A 17,943-nucleotide genomic window follows, 5' to 3' on the forward strand; every position below is an offset into this window, starting at 1 on the left:
CCAGGCCGCTGCCAGCGCGCCCCGCGACCGTAGGGGCATGACATACGCGATCGAAGCGGAAGGGCTCGTCAAGAGGTACGGCGACAAGGCCGCGCTGGACGGCGTGGACCTGCGGGTCAGGACCGGCAGCGTGCTCGGCGTGCTCGGCCCGAACGGCGCGGGCAAGACCACCGCCGTCCGCGTCCTGGCCACCCTCGCCGTCCCCGACGCCGGGCACGCCACGGTCGGCGGGTACGACGTCACCACCCAGGCCCGCCGGGTCCGTGAGCTGATCGGCCTGACCGGCCAGTACGCCTCGGTCGACGAGAAGCTGACCGGCACCCAGAACCTCGTGCTCGTGGGCCGCCTGCTCGGCCTGTCCAGGCAGCGGGCCAGGGCCAGGGCCGCCGAGCTGCTGGCCCGGTTCGGGCTGGAGGAGGCGGCGGGCCGGGCGACGGCCGGCTACTCGGGCGGCATGCGCCGCCGGCTCGACCTGGCGGTCAGCCTGGTCAGCCGGCCGCGGATCCTGTTCCTGGACGAGCCGACGACCGGCCTCGACCCGCGGGCCCGCGGCGACCTGTGGGACGTGGTCAGGGACCTGGTCGCGGACGGGGTGACCGTACTGCTGACCACCCAGTACCTGGAGGAGGCCGACCAGCTCGCCGACGACCTGCTGGTCGTCGACCGCGGACGGGTGGCGGCGAGCGGCACGCCCGCCGAGCTGAAGTCGCGGGCCGGCGGGCACCGGCTGGACGTGCGGCCGCTGCGCGCCGCCGACCTGGAGAAGGCCGGCTCGATCCTCGGCGCCACGGCCGTGGACGGCCTGCTCAGCGTGCCCGTGCACGACCTGGCCGCCCCTCCGGACCTGCTCAGGCGGCTGGACGACGCCGGGATCGTGCTGGCCGAGCACGCCCTGCGCCTGCCCTCGCTCGACGACGTCTTCCGCACACTCACCGGAGCAAGCTCATGACCACCGCGCTCTCCCAAGGGCTGACGCTCGCCTGGCGCAGCCTGATCCCCCTGAAGAACAATCCCGGCCAGCTCGCCGGGCTGCTGCTCCAGCCCGTTTTCATGATCGTCATCTTCGTCTACCTGTTCGGCGGGGCGGCCGGGGGTGACCGGGCCGGCGCGGTGTCGTACATGTTGCCCGGGGTGCTGGTCCAGGTCGCGCTGATGGCGACGATCACGACAGGCATGAACCTGGCGACCGACATCGGCAACGGCGTGTTCGACCGGTTCAGGACCATGCCGATCGCCCGGTCGGCGCCGCTGGCCGGGCGGATCATGGCCGACCTGCTGACGCTGCTGATCACGATCGCCATGTCCGTGGCCGTGGGGTACGCCGTCGGCTTCCGCGTACGGACCGATCCGCTGAGCGCGCTGGCCGGGGTCGGCCTGGTGCTGCTCATGGCGATGGCCCTGAGCTGGGGGTCGGCTTGGATCGGGCTGGCGGCCAAGTCGGTCACCTCGATGCAGGGCATCGCCACCGCCGTACTGCTGCCGCTGACGTTCGGCAGCAGCGCCTTCGTCCCCGCCACCGGCCTGCCGGGCTGGCTGACCTGGTGGATGGGCGTCAACCCCGTCTCCCACCTGGCCGGCGCCCTGCGCGGGCTCATGGTGGGCGGCCTGGCGGCCTCGGACGTGTGGATCACTCTCGGCTGGACCGCCGCGCTGCTCGCCCTCTTCGCCCCCTTCGCCCTCCGGGCCTACTCCAGGAAAGTACGATGATCGAAACCACCGAGACCATGACCACCCGCGACGGCGTCGAGCTCGTGGCGACGCTCTGGCGTCCCGATCAGGACGGTTCCCATCCCGTCCTGCTCTCCCGCACCCCCTACGGCCGGGGCCCGCAGGCCCCCGGCTACCACCTCGACGTCGAACGCCTGGTCGCCGCCGGTTACGCCGTGTGCCTCCAGGACGTCCGCGGCACCGGCTCCTCCCAGGGCGAGTTCCGTTTCATCAGGGGCGAGGCCACCGACGGCCACGACGCGGTCCGCTGGGCGGCGACGCGCCCCTGGTCCGACGGGAACGTCGGCATGTTCGGGGACTCCTACCTGGCGATCACCCAGCTCCTGGCCGCCCAGGAGCGGCCCGAGGGCCTGCGGGCCATCGCCCCGCACGTCTCCCCCTTCGGCCTGTACGAATGCGTCCACCAGCCGGGCGGCATCCCCAACCTGAACGTCTTCCTCACCGTCAGCCTGATGGTCCTGGCCGTCCAGGAGCTGGACCGCCGGATCGCGGCCGGCACCGGCGGCCCGCGCGACAGGGAGGCGTACCTGGAGGCGGTCGGCATGCCCCACGCCTTCGCCCGGACCGTCCAGGAGTTGTCCGAGCGGGTGCCGCCCGGCGACCAGCCGCTGCTGGCCGATCTCGTGCCGTTCTACTCGACGTTCATGAACACCACCGACCCGGCCGACCCGCTGTGGCGCGAGGGCGTCGTGGACCACGCCGCGATCGAGACCCCCGCCCTGGTCGGCACCGGCTGGTACGACTACTTCAACACCGCCTCGATCGAGCACTACCTGCGCCTGCGCGGGCCGCGCCGGCTGATCGTCGGGCCGTGGAGCCATATCAGCCACGGCCGGGACATCTGCGGCCGCGACTACGGCGACCGGGCCGGCCAGGACGCCGTGGACTGGACCGGCATCCATCTGGACTGGTTCGACCACTGGCTGCGCGGCGCGCCCGCCCGGGAGAGCGCGCCGGTGAAGATCTTCGTCATGGGGGCCGACGAGTGGCGGGAGGAGGAGTCCTGGCCGCTGACGCGGGCCCGGCCGGTGCCGTACCACCTGGGTGCGGACGGCACGCTGGGCAGCGAGCCCCCGGGCGGGGGTGCGGCGGGGGCGTTCACCGCCGATCCCGGTGATCCCGTGCCGACGGTGGGCGGGGCGGTCATGGTGTTCGACGCCTTCGGCCCGCTCGACCAGCGACCGCTGGACGCGCGCGGCGACGTGCTGCGCCACCGGACCGAACCGCTGGCCGCCGCCGTCGAGGTGAGCGGCCGGGTCGAGCTGGTCGCGCTGGTCTCCTCCACCGCGCCCAGCGCCGACGTGGCCGCCAAGCTGATCGACGTGCACCCCGACGGGCACGCCGAACTGCTGATCGACGGCATCGTCCGGGTCACGGGCCTGACACCGGGCGAGCCGCGCGAGATCAGGGTGCCCCTCGGCTGGACCTCGAACCTCTTCCGCCCGGGACACCGGATCAGGATCGACGTGGCCGGCTCCAACTTCCCGCGTTTCGCCAGGAACCCGGACAAGGGCACGACCACGCTGCACGCGCCCTCCTACGTGCTGCTGCCCACCATCGAGTAGAGCTCCTCCGGCGACATCCCGGCGCCCTCGGCGAAGCGGCGTTCGAAGAGCTCGTCGCCGAGGGCCGTCCTGGCCTCCGCCCGTCCGTGCGTGGTCTCGGGCGAGGTGTCCTGGGGAGTGACCGCCGACGCGCCGCCGAACAGCACCGCCGCCCGTTCCTGGTCGCCCGCGGCCTGGGCGGCCAGCGCGGACCCGGCCAGCGTCATCGACAGCAGCGGCCGGTCCGGGGCGGCGGTCCCGAGGGCGTCGAGCGCCTGGCGGTGCCGCGCGAGGGCGGCGTCCGGGTCGCCGGCGCGGGCCAGTGCCCGGCCGTAGGCGTTCAGGTACATGACCGTGAGCTGCGGCATCGGGGACGCCGCCGCCACGGCCCCGGCCAGGTCGCGGTAGATCGCCAGGCTCTTCCGGAGGTCGCCGCATTGCGCCTCGTACCCGGCCTCGCCGAGGCCGAGCATCACCAGCGTGTACGGCGACGTCTCCTCCCCCACCCGCGCCCTGGCCATGGCGAGGTCGGCCGCCGCGCCGTCCGGGTCGCCGGCCCGCTGGCGAAGCTGGGCCAGCCTGATCAGCGTGGAGATCGACTCGTCGTCGCTGACCCACTCGCTGGTGAGCGACCAGGTCTCGGCGATCAGGTCGTCGGTCCTGGCGCCGCGCTCGGACCGGAGGTCGGCCAGCCCCAGCAGCGCCTCGCTCAGCCCCCACCGGTCGCCGAGCGTCCTGAACCCGTCCACCGACCGTTCCAGGTCCCGTTCGCTGCGATCCCCCTCCGCCCGCATCCGCGCGCCGATCATCAGGGCGGACGAGGACAACCACAGGTCGTCGCTCTCGGCGCAGTCGTCCAGGAGCGCGGCGGCGTGCTCGTCCCGGCCGGAGGCGGCGGCCATGACGACCCTGCTGATCAGCAGCAACGGGTGCACCGGCCCCTCCTGGACCGCCCGCTCCACGAGCTCGTCCATCCGGGCCGACAGCTCCAGCATGGCCGGGCGGTCGCTGACGATCGTCCCGAACAGGGTCACCCCATGGGCGAACATGCAGGCCGTGTACACCCCGGCCAGCCCCGGTGGCGGCGTGTCGCCGGCCAGGTCGAGCGCCTGCAGGGCCCAGGCCGCGCTCTCCTGCCGGTAACCGCACATCCACCAGTACCAGTTGAGCGCCCCGCACAACCGCAGCGCGTGCTCGGCGTCGCGCCGCTCGATCGTCCAGCGCAGCGCCGCCGCGAAGTCGTCGCGCTCGGCGGCCAGCCGTTCGATCCACCCGATCTGGGCGCCGGTGCGCAGCTCGGGGACCGCGCGTTCGGCCAGGTCGAGCAGGTGGCGGGCGTGCCGTTCGCGGTACGCCTCGCTCTCGCCCGCCTCGGCCAGCCGTTCCTGGGCGTAGGCGCGGATGGTCTCCAGCATCGAGCAGCGGCCTTCCGGCGAGACGCGTACCAGGGACTTGTCGGCCAGCGCGCCCAGCACGTCGGCCGTCCCGCCGCACACCTCCTCGACGGCCTCCAGCGTCGCGCCGTCGGCGAACACGCTCAACCGCCTGGCCAGTACGCGTTCCCGCTCGTCGAGCAGGTCCCAGCTCCACTCCACGACCGCCCGCAACGTCTGCTGGCGCGGCAGCGCGGTACGGCTGCCGCCGTTCAGCAGCCTGAACCTGTCGTCCAGCCGGTCGGCGAGCTGCCGGGGCGTCATCGTCCGCAGCCTGGCGGCGGCCAGCTCGATCGCCAGCGGCATGCCGTCGAGCCTGCGGCAGAGCGCGACCACGGCCGCCACGTTCTCCTCGTCCACCGCGAACGACGGCCGGGCCGCCGTCGCCCGGTCCACCAGCAACCGGACCGACGGGTACGCCCCCGCCTCGGCCGGCCCGGCCCCCTCCGGCGGCGGTGCGAGCGGCGGTACGGGCGCCAGCCGCTCGCCCGGCACGTTGAGCGGTTCCCTGCTGGTGGCCAGCACCCGCAGCCCGGGACACTCGTCGAGCAGCCGTTCCACCAGCACCGCGGCGGCCGTGACGACGTGCTCGCAGTTGTCCAGCACGATCAGCGCGGGCCGTTCGCCCAGCGACTCGGCGACCTGGACGACCGCGTCGCGGGCCTCCTCCGGCGGCCGGTAACCGGGCCGGTCGTCGCGCAGGCCGAGCGCGTCGACCACGGCCCCCGCGACGTCCCCCGGCTCACTGACCGACCCCAGCTCCACCATCCACGCCTCGACCAGCCCCAACCCGACCCACCGGGAGGAACCCGCACCCCCGCGTCCCCCCGCCTCGGGCGGGGCGCTGGGGTCCGTGGTCAGGCGGAGGGCCGCTTCGGTGGCCAGCCTGGTCTTGCCGGCGCCGCCGGGGCCGACGAGCGTGACCAGCCGGTCCCGGCGGAGCAGGCCGGTGAGCTGGTCGAGCTCCGCCTCCCGGCCGATGAAGCTGGTCCGCGGCTCCCGTACGTTGCCCTTGGGCCGAGCCCTCGGCCACACCGCGACCGGGGGCGGCTCGGCGGACAACACGGCCAGGTGCGCGGCCCGCAGGTCGGCGCCGGGATCGACGCCCAGCTCGTCGGCCAGCCGGCGCCGGGTGCGTTCGAACACCTCCAGCGCCTCGGCCTGCCGTCCCGACGCGGCCAGCCCTCGCATCGCCAGCCCGACCAGCCGCTCGCGCAGCGGATGTGCCGTCACCTCGGCGGTGAGATCGACCGGCCGCCCGGCCGCCAGCAGGCGCTCAGCCCTGGCCTCGACCGCCGCCAGCCGCTCCTGCTCCAGCGCGGTCGCCGCGTTGGCCAGGTACGGGACCGACGTCAGATCCGCCAGCGCCGCCCCCCGCCACATCGCCAGCGCACGATCGGCGTCCTCCCCGGCCAGCCGCCGAAACGCCGTCGCGTCCACCTGGCCGGCCGGCAGCGCGAGGGCGTACCCGCCGGGCCTGCTCTCGACCACCTCGTACGGCCGCAGCGCCGCTCGTAGCCGCCTGACCAGCGTCTGGAGCGCATTGGCCGCGTTGGCGGGCGGCTCCTCCGGCCAGAGCACGTCGATCAACCGCTCGGCCGTGACCGTCCGGCCCGCTTCGAGGGCCAGCACGGCCAGCAACGCCCGCAGCCGGAGACCACCGACCGCGATCGGCCCCCCGTCGCCCTCGACCTCCAGCGGCCCCAAGATGGATATCCGCACATGTCACATCCTGCCCTGCCAGCCCACCTGCTCAGGCAGAGACCTGTCCACCACAGCACCCCAGGCACCCGATCCCCCTGACACGCGGAGTGGCCGCCATATAACGTTCCGACACCGACGCCCGACGAATCTGGAGAGAGCTGATGGCGACCAAGACCTACCGCTACCAGTCCGAGTACGCCCAGATGCTCCGCGCCGAAGGTGAGGCGCGGGGGGCGGCCAAGACGTTGTTGCTGATGCTCGACGATCGTGGGGTGGTGGTGCCCGAGGCGGTGCGGGAGCGCATCGCCTCCTGCACCGACGCCGCCCTCCTCGAAATCTGGTTCAAGCGGGCCATTCACGCCACCAGCCTCTCCGACATCTTCGGGGTGGAGGACGAGCGGCGGGAGGAAGGCTGACGGCGGGCAGCCTCTTCGAGGAGGGGGGCGGGTCAGGTCTGGAGGAGGGTGACCAGGCCGGCGCCGATGAGGGCGACGGCCCACATACGGTCCACGTTGAACCAGGCCCGGCGCAGGATCGTCAGGCCGAGCACCTCGTAGACCACCACGGCCACGACGCCGGCCACCACGAACATGGCCAGCGTGTGCAGGGCCGCCACCGCCAGCCCGCCCGAGAGGGCGTGGCCCGCGTGCCCCTCCGTGGGCAGCCCGGTGAGAACGGGCAACAACATCAGTCCCGCGCCGTGGGCCGACGACATCAGGAACGACCACCCGGCGAGCTGGCCGAGCGACAGTCGCATGCCCACCCACCGGAAGTGGCGGGTGGACAACAACCGCCACAACCCGAACGCCACCAGCACCAGCCCGCCCGCCACCGGCAGCGCCGCGCCCGTGACCAGGGAGCCGGTGGCGGTCACCACCAGGGCGACCAGGGCCACCGACGCCAGGTGGCCCAGCGCGATCACGGGGATCGACGCCAGCAGCAGGTCCCGGCTGCGTTCCTGGAGGCCGCGGGCCACCGCGAAGAGCCAGCCCATGGCCGGGTTCAGGCCGTGGAACGCGCCGAGCAGCAGGACCGTCGCAGTGCTCGCGGTCGGCAGGGTCACGGGTAGCAGTAGGAGTCGGAGGAGGCGTCGCCGCCTTGGAGGCGTACCTGGTGGGGGCGCAGGCCGCGGAAGTCGTCGCCGTGGGGGAAGAAGCCGGTGTCGAACGTGAACGAGGCGGCGTCGACCTTGGCCAGCCACGCGCCGACGCCATCGGGGTAGAACTGGTCGTCCCAGGAGCCGTACAGGGAGTTGGTGAGGTAGACGCGGCGGCCGTCGCGGCTGACCTCGACCATCTGCGGGCCGCCGCTCAGCGGGAGGCCGGGCTGGGCGGGGTGCGGGGCGCGCCGGGTGATGCCGCCGATGTGCAACGACCCGAGTTCAACCGGCTTGTACGGATCCGACACGTCGTACTGCTTCAACTCCCCGGTGCCCCAGCACGAGACGTACAGGCGCTGGTCGTCGACGGAGAGGGCGATGTCGGTGACCAGCGGCGGCACGGCGGCGAACGGCTGGAGGACCGGCGGCAGCAGGGCGGGGTCGGCCGGCTCGGCGGGGATGGTGATGACCTGCCGCGCCTGCCAGCGGCCGTCCTCCTGGAACCACAACCAGACCGAGGCCGACAGGTCCTCGACGCTGGTGACGACGCCGACGAACCCGTACAGGCGGGTGGGGTCGTGGGCCGGGCGCAGCTCCAGCGGCATCTGGTACTGGTCGCCGAGGTCCACCTCCTGGACGTGACGGCGTTTGCGCAGGTCCCAGAAGTGCAGTTTGTGGCCGTACTTGCGGCCGAGCAGCAGTTCCCCGACCACGCCGTCCTCGATCATGGACGGTGTGCCCCACTCCGAGGTGATCAGCACGTCGTGGTTGATGTGCCACCAGAAGTCGTAGGCCAGGTACTGCGGGCCCCGGTCCAGCTCCCACCGGCCCAGGACCTCGAACGAGGTGTGGTCGAGCACGGCGATCCCGCCGGGGCCCTCCGCGCCGTCCGCGCCGCCGAGCGCCGAGACGTACAGACCCTCGGGGCCGCAGTGGACGGTGTGCGGGCGGGAGTAGCCCGCCCGCCGGGCCAGCGTCTCGGCGTCGATCACCTTGACCAGCTCGGGGCTGACCCGGTCCTTGGTGTCGTAGATGTGGATGCGCGAGGAGCGCAGGCCGGGGACGACCAGGTAGCGCCGCTCGACGTGCGGGTGCGGCGCGTTGGGGCACAGGGCGCTGCTGCAGGCGTTCCAGCCGAAGTGGTGCAGCTCGTCGCCGGTGCCGGGCAGGTCGGTCCAGCCGACGATCGTGCCGTAGGCCGGCGAGGCGGGGTCGGTGTCGAGCACGGCCAGCGCGTCGGGGCGGCTCGCGGACCTGTCGAAGGCGGCGACGTAGGCCAGTTTCTCCATGGGGGCCTCGACGGCGTCGCGTGGGGAGGGGTAGAACGTGGGGTCGGGAGTCCACAGCGTCATGACTCCAGATATTCACGGTCTTCCTACAGGGTCAATAGGTAACTACTCTCCGTGTGGACCGCGGCGACGGGACCGTGCCACCGGAGGGATTAAATCGGCATAAATCCCGCGATACCGTTAAGCGTGTTCTTCGGTATCACGGACCTCTGGACCTACGTCCTCGGCGCCTTCTTCATCGTGCTCCTGCCCGGCCCGAACTCCCTATACGTCCTCAGCTTCGCCGCCCAGCACGGCGTCCGCCAGGGTTACCGGGCAGCGGCGGGCGTGTTCGTCGGCGACACCGTCCTGATGGTGCTGGCCGCCGCCGGGGCGTCGTCCCTGCTGCGCTCGACGCCCCTGCTGTTCACCGCCGTCAAGTACGCGGGCGCCGCCTACCTGGCCTGGATCGGCTTCCAGATGATCCGCGGCGCGGTACGGGCCTGGCGCTCCGGTCCGGCGACGGCGTCGTCCGAGGTGGTGGAGGCTCCCGTACGCCAGGCGCGGCCGTTCCGCAAGGCCCTGACGATCAGCCTGCTGAACCCGAAGGCCATCCTGTTCTTCGTCTCGTTCTTCATCCAGTTCGTCGACCCCGGGTACGGCGCCCCGGTGTTGTCGTTCCTCATCCTGGGCGCGGTGATCCAGGTCTTCAGCGTGCTCTACCTCACCACGCTGATCTTCTCCGGCACGTTCCTGGCCGACCGGTTCCGCCGGCACAAGAAGCTCAGCGCGGGCCTGACCTCGGGGGTCGGCGCGCTGTTCCTCGGCTTCGGCGCGAAGCTGGCCACGGCGTCACTGGGCTGAAAGCCGGGTTCAAGGGTGGGCTGGTTTCGTATGGAACAGATGGAACGTGGCAAAAGAGGCAGTCGCATCCGCCGGGCTCCGGTACGGTAGGCCACCGGCCTTCGGAGTCGCGCTCGACGGTGACGACGCCCGGTCCATCTGACAAGCCTGGACCCCCGAAGCCCGGGTAGACGCTGATCGTCGGCCTATCTGCGGAGCAGCCTTGAACCCCCACCCGGTCGCCCTCCCCCGCCTGACGGCGCTCGCCCGGCAGGCGGCCCCCCGCCTGCTCGAAGGCGTGGTCGCCCCTCTGCTGGTGTTCTACCTGGCCATGGTCGTGCTGGGTTTCAAGTGGGCCCTGGTGGCCACCGTCGCCTGGGTCTACCTCGGCGTGGCCTGGCGGCTGGTCAGAGGGGTCAAGGTGCCCGCCACCATGTTCCTGGCCGCGTTCGCGACCACGGTGCGGGCGCTGGTGTCGTTCTGGACGGGCACCTGGATGTGGTTCTTCATCCAGCCGGAGCTGGGCACGATCTGCATCAGCGTGGTCTTCATGGCCTCCGTACGGCTCAACCGGCCGCTGGTGCAGAAGCTCACCCTCGACTACATCCACCTGCCGTCGGCCGTGCTCAAGCACGAGCGGGTACGGCGGTTCTTCGCCCGGATCACGCTGTTGTGGGCGTTCGTGTTGCTGGCCAACTCGACGCTGAGCATCTTCCTGGCCGTCTACGAGAAGCTCGAAGGCTCGCTCGGCGCGTTCATGGTGCTGCGTACCTCAGCGGTGGCCGTGATCAGCGGGCTCGCGATCACGTTCTCCATCCTCGCGTTCAAGCGTGTCCTGGCCAGGCTGCACGTGGCCCACGCCTGACCGTTCGGCCAGCAGGAACGCCCCGCACATCCCCATGACCAGCCCGGTCAGCATGCCGAACAGCTCGGTGAAGTCGGCGATGCCCGAGCCGCCGTAGGCCAGGGGCCCGCCCGTGGACCTGACGACCATCGAGAACAGCCCCCAGGCGAACATCGAGCCCGACCCCAGCCAGACCAGCACCAGCGGCCGCCAGAACGGCCCGTTCCCGCGTCGCCTGACCAGGACGACGAGCGCGACCGCCCCGCCGAGCGCGAGCAGGGCCTTCAGCCCGTCCTGGACGGCCGGCGCGCCCCCGTCGAACGCCATGACGACGCGCAGTCCGGCGACGACGGCCGCCACCAGGAGCGCCCCCCAGGCGACCACCTCCTGGAACGACCTGGTCGCGCTGGGGAAGGGCAGAGCGACCGAGGTGGTGAAAACGGCCCGCCAGCGGTCGCGGGCGTAGAGGGCGAAGGCCGTCATGAGGGCGATGCCGAGGGTGATGAAGCCGCCGTAGACGACCAGGTAGACCCACATCTGGATCGGCCCGCCGCGGAACACCGACAGGCCGCCGACCAGCAGGATCAGCGGGGTGGTGACGACCAGCACCGACAGCAGCCCGGTGCCGGTCCACAGCGGGAGCAGCACCAGCCAGGCCGGCAGCCGCATGCCCCACCGCATGGTGAAGGCCAGCGCCAGCAGCAGCCCGGCGGCCTCCATCGCGAACGTCAGCGCGTTCAGTCCCATCATCGCGCCGCTCTCCATGAGCGTGGGGTCGGAGACGCCGACGGGGTCGCCGGTCAGCCAGAGCGTCTTGATCGTGAGGTAGGGCAGCGTGGCGGCGGCCGCCACGATCGCGGCGGTGAGCCGGCCGATGCCCGCTCGCTGTTCTGTCATGCCCCGATCCTGCGGCTCAGGCGGGCCGTTCCCCTCCCGAGCGGCGGGGATCCGCCTCCCCCTCGCGGGGGAGCTCGACGGCCAGGCGGAAGCCGTCGCCGTCGGGGCCCGCCGTCAGGGTGGCGCCGGCCAGCCGTACGCGCTCGCGTAGCCCCGCCAGCCCCAGACCGCCGGACCTGGCCGTGGGACGCGAGCGCGGCGGGGCGTTGCGCACGACCACCCGCTGCGGCTCGACCGACACCGTGACCGCCGCCCCCGGCGCGTGCTTGGCCGCGTTCGTCAGCCCTTCCTGGACGACGGCGTGCGCCAGCTCGGGCGGCGCCCCGTCGGCCAGGTCGAGGGTGATCGACATGCCGGAGTCCCTGGCCCGGCCGACCAGCTCGGCGACGTCCTCGTTCACGGGGGACAGCGGGGCCGCCTCGGCGTCCTCGCGCAGCAGGCCGATGATCTGGCGCAGCCGCTCGGTCGCGTCGGCCGCCGCGAGGCGCAGCTCGCCCGCCGCCTTCACCTGGGCCGGGCCGAGCCCCGGGGCGAGTTCGAGCCCGGCGGCCCGGACCGCGATCAATGCCAGGTCGTGGCCGAGCGAGTCGTGCATCTCGCGGGCGATCCTGGCCCGCTCGCGCAGCCGTGCCTGCGCCTCGACCGACAGCCGCGCCTGCCGCCGCTGCTGCAGCACGCCGCGCCGGAGCAACCCCAGCAGGTACGGCACCGCGTACGTGCCGACGAGCGCGGTGCCCATCGACACCCACAGCGCCAGGTCCCCGCCCTGGGCCAGCACGACCCCGCACCCGACGGCCGTGATCAGGCAGAACACGGCCCCCGCGGGCCACAGCCGGGCCATCCGCCGGCCGGTGAGGTAGGCGTACCAGATGATGAACGGCGAGGTCGCGAGCAGCGGGAGGATCTTCACGTCGCGGCGCGGCAGCAACCACGTCAGGTCCACCGTGGCGAAGCCGTCGGTGAAGCGCCACGGCCCGAGCGGCAGCAGCAACACCAGCGCCACCAGCGGCCAGGGCCGGCCCACGAGCACGGCCAGCGCGGCGATCCCCACCCTGGGCACGGTCACGACCGCGAACGCGGCCGGATCGACGAACGGGTCGGGACCCATGGCCGTCACGAAGACGGCCATGACGGCCCAGAGCAGCAGGTCGTAGACCACCTGACGGCGGTTCTCGCGGCGCAGACGCTTCACGCCACCGACGTTATCCGCCGCCGGACGGGCCAAGTCCCGCCCGAAGGTCATCCGGTGCCCCCGACGAAAGTCAGGGTGGGGCCTGGTGCAGCAGTCACGGTAGGGCTAGCTCCACCCAAAAGGCGGATACCTCCTCTCCTGTATCCGGGACGCGCAACCGGTTTGATCGTTGATGTCACACGGAGGTGGCACTCCCGCCCCTGACGAAAGTAGGGGGTGGTGTGTGCCGTTGGTCCGATGTGCCGTGACCTGCGGAATTTCTACCTTCATGGGGTAGGCGGCCCTGACTCTCCTAGGGGAAGGGCCCGCGTTCGACCGGGGGCATCCCCGATGTTCCCGGTCCGCTCACGCCGACAGGCTGTGTGAGTGCCCTAACGATCGGAGTCCACGCAAATGTCGCACGCCATTCTCGATCTGGTCCAGCAGGTGATGTCGTCGCCGTGGTTGTACGTGGCGCTGTTCGCCCTGGCGCTGCTCGACGGATTCTTCCCCGTCGTGCCCGCCGAGACGTCGGTCATCACCGCGGCGGTGTTCGCCGCCTCCGGCCAGACCAACCTGGCGCTGGTGATCGTGGTCTCGGCGCTGGGCGCGTTCGCGGGTGACCATGTGTCGTACCTGATCGGCAACAAGTCGGCGAGCCGGCTGCGGGACAAGAAGGCGTTCGTCTGGGCGCGCGGCGCCCTGGCCGAGCGGGGCGGGCTCGTCCTGGTCGTGGCCAGGTACATCCCGGGCGGACGGACCGCGACGACCCTGACCATGGGCGCCGTCGGGCATCCGCTGCGCTCGTTCACGTTCTTCGACGCCATCGCGGCGAGCTCGTGGGCGGTGTACTCCGGGCTGATCGGCTTCTTCGGCGGCATGGCCTTCGAGAACGACCCGATCAAGGGCCTGCTGCTGGGCCTCGGGATCGCGCTGTCCGTCACGGGCCTGGTCGAGCTGGTCCGGTGGGTCAGGAAGCGGCGCGCCACCCAGCCTTCCCCGGAACGTCTTCCGGTGGACACGTCCGTTTGACCCTGTCTGGCAACCATCCGTCTGAAGGGAGTGCGCATGACTGTGCTGGCCGCGGCGATCGCGCTGGTCGGTTCGCTGTTCTTCGCGCTCGGGGCCGCGCTTCAGCAGTTCGAGGCGGCGGGCTCGGCGAAGCCCGCCCTGCTGACCCTGCTGCGCCGGCCGCGCTGGCTGCTCGGCGGCGTCTCCATCGTGGCGGGCGGCGGCCTGCACATCGTCGCGCTGGGGCTCGGCCCGCTGACCGTCGTACAGCCGATGGGGGTGGCCAGCCTGCTGTTCGCGCTGCCCATCGCCGCCGCGCTGCACGGCCGCAGGCCCTCCCGCAAGGAGCTGGCCGCGGCCGGCGTGGTCGCCGCCGGGCTGATCGGCCTGGTGCTGCTGGTGCCCGAGTCCGACGGGCCGACGTCCCTGGCGCCCACGGGCGTGTTCACCCTGCTCGCCGTGGCCGGTGTCGCGGCGGTGCTGCTGTGGGCGGGCTCCAAGGCGGCCTCCCCCGCCGGCCGGGCCGCGCTGCTGGCGACGGGCTCCGGCGTCCTGTACGGCGCCACCGCCACGCTCATGCGCGTGCTCGTGGACGGCGGCTGGAACTGGTGGTACCTGCTGGCCCTGCCGGTGCCGCTGCTGCTGGCGCTCATGATGCTCCAGCGCGCCTACGCCGTCGGCCACTTCGGCGTCTCGTTCGCCTCCTTGCAGATCGCCGACCCGCTCACGGCCGTGGCGTTCGGGGCCCTGCTGCTCGGCGAGCCGCTGCCGACCGGCCTCGCGCCGATCGCGGCCGCCGCCCTGACCGCGGCCGGCACGGTCGCCCTGGCCCGGACCACCCCGCTGGAGGCGCGCAACGACGTCGCCTGATCACCCCCCTGACCGAAATCCCCTGTTCGTCCATCGGCCCTCCCCCAGCCGTCCCCCCTTGTGAAAGCGGAGTCACCGTCATGGCCATGCCCCTGCACAACGTCACCGACCACGCCCAGCTCGCCCCCGCGCCCGAACGCCCCCGCCGCGTCCTGATCTCGACCGACACCTATCCCCCCGACGTGAACGGCGCCGCCTACTTCACCCACCGCCTGGCCAGCGGCCTGGCCGCGCGCGGCAACGAGGTGCACGTGGTGTGCCAGTCGGAGTCCGGCCCGGCCAGCGCCGACGTGCTGGACGGCGTGATCGTCCACCGGCTGCGCTCGGCCCCGCTGCTGGTGCACCCGACCATGCGGGTCACCGTGCCGACCAGGCTCGACCGGCTGGTCGCCGACATCGACCCGGACGTGCTGCACACCCAGGGCCACTTCGTCGTCGGCCGGGCCGCCATCGCCGCCGCCCGCCGCCGGGGTGTGCCGGTCGTGGCCACGAACCACTTCATGCCCGACAACCTCTTCCAGTTCGGGCACGTCCCCGAAGCGCTGCGGACCGGGGCGGGCCGACTGGCCTGGCGCGACTTCAGCCGCGTCTTCAAGCGCGCCGACCACATCACCACGCCGACCCCGCTGGCCGCCAAGCTCCTGGCCGACCAGGGCTTCTCCCGCGAGGTCGAGGCCGTCTCGTGCGGCATCGACCTGACCAGGTTCCACCCGCACGCCGAGCCCAAGTCGTGGGCGCGCCGCCGGTTCGCGCTGCCCGACCGGCCGACCATCCTCTTCGTGGGCCGCCTGGACGAGGAGAAGCACCTCGACGAGCTGATCCGCGCGCTGCCGCTCGTGCTCAACGAGACCGACGCGCAGGTGGCGTTCGTGGGCCGCGGCAACCAGCGGATGGAGCTGGAGAAGCTGGCCAAGCGCATCGGGGTGGGCGAGCGGGTGTTCTTCGTCGGGTTCGTGCCGGACGAGAGCATGCCGCAGGCGTTCGCCGCCGCCGACGTGTTCGCCATGCCGGGCGTCGCCGAGTTGCAGAGCATCGCCACGCTGGAGGCCATGGCGACCGGGCTGCCGGTCGTGGCCGCCGACGCGATGGCGCTGCCGCACCTGGTGGACGGCAACGGCTACCTCTACCAGCCGGGCGACGTGGTCTCGCTGGCCAGGCACCTGACCGGCATTCTCACCGACGACGACCTGCGCACCCGGCTCGGCAGGACCAGCCGTGAGCTGGCGCTCACCCACGACGACCAGACGTCCCTCGCCCGCTTCGAGCAGATCTACGACGAGGTGGCCCGATGACCTGGCGTGCCGTGCTCGGTCCCGTGGCCGGAGCCGTGACGGCGGTGGCCGCCCTCGGCTACGCGCAGGCGACCCTGCCCGCGCAGCCGCTGATCAGCGACTACGCGCTCGTGCCCGGCGGCATGCTGCCCGTACTGGTCGGGACGCTCGCGCTGGCCGCGGCCTGCCTGTCGCTGGCGTACGGGCTGGCCGCGCGCGAGCCGGCGCGCACCGCCGCCACCCGCGTGTTGCTGCTGGCGGGCGCCGCCGGGCTGATGCTGAGCGCGATCTTCCCCACCGATCCCGGCATGTCGGACGTCAGCACCCTCACCGGCGAGATCCACCGCTGGTCGGCGGCCGTGGTCTTCACCGCGCTGCCGGTCGCCGGCTGGACCCTGACCAGGGGACGGGCCGCGGCCCCGCGCTGGAGCGCGGTCAAGGCGCTGAGCGTGACCTCCGGGCTGACGCTGGCGGCGTACCTGGCCGCGCACCCGGCCGCCCTCACCTCCTCGCTGATCGACGGCGAGACCTATTACGGACTGCTCGAACGAGGGGTGGTGCTGGCCGAGATCGTGCTCGTCGTGGCCATGGCGCTGGCCTCCGTACCGCGCCGCGCCGCCGCGCGGGTCCAGGGAACGCGGGCCACCGGGGCGCCCGCGCAGCCCGCGCAGCCCGAGAGCCCGCAGCGGCTGGCCGCGTGACCGGGCGACACGACCACACTTCGTCCCCCGTCGAACGATCCGCGACCTAGCGTGAACCCATGCTCATCACCCACCACGCCGAAGCCAGGGCGGTGCTCTCCGACAGCCGGTACGTGCCGCCCCCCGTCCCGCAGGACGGCGAGCCGGGGACGCTCGCCTGGCTGCGGGCCCAGGTCTCGCGCTTCAGCACCGGCGACACGCACGCCGAACGCCGCCGCCTGGTCGTCGAGCGCCTGTCCGCGCTGGACCCGGCCGCGCTGCGGACGGCTGCCAGGACCGCGACCGAGGAACGCGGCGGCGACTGGCGCGGCGTGCCCACGGCCGTGCTCGGGGCCGCGCTCGGCGTACGGGACACCTCCGCCGTACCGGCGGCCGCGAGCGGTTACCTGTCGGGTGAGGGAGGCCCGCAGGCCGACGCCGCCGTCGCCGAGCTGGTGGAACTGACCGACCTGCCGGCCGTCACGCTGCTGCTCCAGGGCCACGCGGCCACCGAGGCGCTGATCGAGAACGCGCTCGCCCACGCGCGCCCGGGTGACGACCCCGAGGCGGTGCTGCACGAGACGCTCAGGCAGGACCCGCCGCTCAAGGCCGGCCGCAGGCTCGACACCAGGACCGGCGAAGAGGTCACGATCGACCTGGTCGCGGCCAATCGCGATCCCGAGGTGTTCCCCGACCCGGCCCGCTTCGACGTCACCCGCGGCCCGGCCCCCCACCTGACCTTCGGGGACGGCCTGCGCCCCTGCCCCGCCCCCGCCCACGCGCTCGCACTGGCCGCGGGCGTGCTCGACGCGCTCCTCGGAGGGACCGGCCGATGAACTTCCACGACCTGCACCGGCCGGGCGACCCGCTGCTGCTGCCCAACGCCTGGGACTACGGCTCGGCCGCGTTCCTCGCCGCGCACGGTTTCCCGGCGATCGGCACGACCAGCCTCGGCGTGTCCGCCGTGCACGGCAAACCGGACGCCGCCGGCGCGACGAAGGCCGAGACGATCGAGCTGGCCGAGACGGTCAAGGATCTGGGCGTGCTGGTCACGGTGGACATCGAGGGCGGGTTCAGCGACGACCCGGCCGAGGTGTCGGACCTGGTGGCGGGCCTGGCCGCGCTCGGGGTGGCGGGCGTCAACCTGGAGGACGGCCGTCCCGACGGCACGCTGCGCCCGGTCGGGCTGCACCGGCGGATCATCGAGGCGGCCAAGGGCCATGGCGTGTTCGTCAACGCCCGTACCGACACCCACTGGCTCGGGACCGGCGACTGGCGGGAACGGGTGGACGCCTACGGGGAGGCCGACGGCATCTTCGTCCCCGGGTTGTCGGACCTGGCGGAGATCGCCGAGGTGGTCGCGCGTACGCCGCTGCCGGTCAACGTGCTCTACCAGCCGGCCGGGCCCACGCTCGACCAGCTCGCCGGGGCCGGGGTCGCGCGGGTGAGCACCGGCTCGCTGCTCTACCGCGCGGCCCTCCAGGGTGCCCTGGCCGCCGTGCTGAGCGCGCAGGGCAAGGAGGCCCCGGCGCTGCCGACGTACGGAGAAATCACCGCGATCCTCCCGGAGACCCGATAAT

17 protein-coding genes are annotated in these 17,943 nt (G+C 72.9%); 12 read left to right on the top strand and 5 right to left on the bottom strand.

Annotation, left to right across the window (positions count from 1 at the left end; genetic code table 11):
* Window positions 1-37 precede the first annotated feature (37 nt).
* From IEZ27_RS20650 to IEZ27_RS20660, 3 genes are read left to right on the top strand one after another with little or no spacing between them, the layout of a single operon-like run.
* Entirely contained in the window at window positions 38-949 is a 912-nt protein-coding gene (locus IEZ27_RS20650) for an ATP-binding cassette domain-containing protein (protein WP_189648765.1), read from the top strand.
* The gene (locus IEZ27_RS20655) at window positions 946-1,707 is read left to right on the top strand and encodes an ABC transporter permease (RefSeq protein WP_125649275.1); all 762 of its coding nucleotides are present in this window, start codon (window positions 946-948) and stop codon (window positions 1,705-1,707) included. The genes IEZ27_RS20650 and IEZ27_RS20655 overlap by 4 nt, the downstream gene beginning before the upstream one ends.
* Complete coding sequence (locus IEZ27_RS20660; protein ID WP_189648766.1) at window positions 1,704-3,293, top strand: CocE/NonD family hydrolase; 1,590 nt, start codon at window positions 1,704-1,706, stop codon at window positions 3,291-3,293. Before IEZ27_RS20655 ends, IEZ27_RS20660 begins: the two co-directional genes overlap by 4 nt.
* Here IEZ27_RS20660 and IEZ27_RS20665 read toward each other — a convergent pair.
* Window positions 3,266-6,427: a BTAD domain-containing putative transcriptional regulator gene (locus tag IEZ27_RS20665; protein WP_189648767.1), complete on the bottom strand. Its 3,162-nt coding sequence runs from the start codon at window positions 6,425-6,427 to the stop codon at window positions 3,266-3,268. The genes IEZ27_RS20660 and IEZ27_RS20665 overlap by 28 nt on opposite strands.
* 143 nt (window positions 6,428-6,570) lie before the next feature.
* On the opposite strand from IEZ27_RS20665, the gene IEZ27_RS20670 reads away from it, so the two are divergent.
* Window positions 6,571-6,825, top strand: a complete 255-nt coding sequence (locus IEZ27_RS20670; protein ID WP_189648768.1) for a hypothetical protein — start codon at window positions 6,571-6,573, stop codon at window positions 6,823-6,825.
* Window positions 6,826-6,857: 32 nt separating this feature from the next.
* Here the strand turns inward: IEZ27_RS20670 and IEZ27_RS20675 are convergent, their stop codons facing one another.
* Together IEZ27_RS20675 and IEZ27_RS20680 are read right to left on the bottom strand one after the other, a co-directional pair.
* A complete protein-coding gene (locus IEZ27_RS20675) occupies window positions 6,858-7,466 on the bottom strand; it encodes a hypothetical protein (RefSeq protein ID WP_189649055.1) in 609 nt (202 codons plus the stop codon).
* Between the two features lie 2 nt (window positions 7,467-7,468).
* Window positions 7,469-8,860, bottom strand: coding sequence for a selenium-binding protein SBP56-related protein (locus IEZ27_RS20680; RefSeq protein ID WP_189648769.1), 1,392 nt, complete (start codon window positions 8,858-8,860; stop codon window positions 7,469-7,471).
* Between the two features lie 123 nt (window positions 8,861-8,983).
* Here IEZ27_RS20680 and leuE point away from each other — a divergent pair, with 123 nt between their 5' ends.
* Both leuE and IEZ27_RS20690 read left to right on the top strand, forming a co-directional pair.
* Window positions 8,984-9,640 (top strand): leucine efflux protein LeuE, encoded by a 657-nt coding sequence (leuE, locus tag IEZ27_RS20685; RefSeq protein ID WP_189648770.1) that lies wholly within the window; start codon window positions 8,984-8,986, stop codon window positions 9,638-9,640.
* A 202-nt stretch (window positions 9,641-9,842) separates the two neighbouring features.
* A complete protein-coding gene (locus IEZ27_RS20690; RefSeq protein WP_189648771.1) occupies window positions 9,843-10,484 on the top strand; it encodes a VC0807 family protein in 642 nt (213 codons plus the stop codon).
* Here the strand turns inward: IEZ27_RS20690 and IEZ27_RS20695 are convergent.
* Together IEZ27_RS20695 and IEZ27_RS20700 are read right to left on the bottom strand one after the other, a co-directional pair.
* Complete coding sequence (locus IEZ27_RS20695; protein ID WP_189648772.1) at window positions 10,392-11,360, bottom strand: hypothetical protein; 969 nt, start codon at window positions 11,358-11,360, stop codon at window positions 10,392-10,394. The two genes, IEZ27_RS20690 and IEZ27_RS20695, sit on opposite strands and share 93 nt — an antisense overlap.
* A 16-nt stretch (window positions 11,361-11,376) precedes the next feature.
* The gene (locus IEZ27_RS20700) at window positions 11,377-12,552 is read right to left on the bottom strand and encodes a sensor histidine kinase (RefSeq protein ID WP_189648773.1); all 1,176 of its coding nucleotides are present in this window, start codon (window positions 12,550-12,552) and stop codon (window positions 11,377-11,379) included.
* Between the two features lie 393 nt (window positions 12,553-12,945).
* Between IEZ27_RS20700 and IEZ27_RS20705 the strand changes: the two genes are divergently transcribed.
* The 6 genes from IEZ27_RS20705 to IEZ27_RS20730 all read left to right on the top strand — a co-directional run bounded on the left by IEZ27_RS20705 (window position 12,946) and on the right by IEZ27_RS20730 (window position 17,942).
* Window positions 12,946-13,563: a DedA family protein gene (locus IEZ27_RS20705; protein WP_189648774.1), complete on the top strand. Its 618-nt coding sequence runs from the start codon at window positions 12,946-12,948 to the stop codon at window positions 13,561-13,563.
* A 36-nt stretch (window positions 13,564-13,599) separates the two neighbouring features.
* On the top strand, window positions 13,600-14,412 hold the full coding sequence (locus tag IEZ27_RS20710; RefSeq protein WP_189648775.1) for a DMT family transporter: 813 nt from the start codon (window positions 13,600-13,602) through the stop codon (window positions 14,410-14,412).
* An 86-nt stretch (window positions 14,413-14,498) separates the two neighbouring features.
* Entirely contained in the window at window positions 14,499-15,704 is a 1,206-nt protein-coding gene (locus IEZ27_RS20715; protein WP_229824172.1) for a glycosyltransferase, read from the top strand.
* On the top strand, window positions 15,701-16,384 hold the full coding sequence (locus IEZ27_RS20720) for a DUF998 domain-containing protein (RefSeq protein ID WP_189648777.1): 684 nt from the start codon (window positions 15,701-15,703) through the stop codon (window positions 16,382-16,384). The genes IEZ27_RS20715 and IEZ27_RS20720 overlap by 4 nt, the downstream gene beginning before the upstream one ends.
* A 59-nt stretch (window positions 16,385-16,443) precedes the next feature.
* The gene (locus IEZ27_RS20725) at window positions 16,444-17,199 is read left to right on the top strand and encodes a cytochrome P450 (protein WP_189648778.1); all 756 of its coding nucleotides are present in this window, start codon (window positions 16,444-16,446) and stop codon (window positions 17,197-17,199) included.
* Window positions 17,196-17,942, top strand: a complete 747-nt coding sequence (locus IEZ27_RS20730) for an isocitrate lyase/PEP mutase family protein (RefSeq protein WP_189648779.1) — start codon at window positions 17,196-17,198, stop codon at window positions 17,940-17,942. Before IEZ27_RS20725 ends, IEZ27_RS20730 begins: the two co-directional genes overlap by 4 nt.
* The last annotated feature ends 1 nt before the right edge of the window (window position 17,943 follow it).

The organism is Nonomuraea spiralis (assembly GCF_014648435.1).
Classification (GTDB): Bacteria; Actinomycetota; Actinomycetes; order Streptosporangiales; family Streptosporangiaceae; genus Nonomuraea; species Nonomuraea spiralis.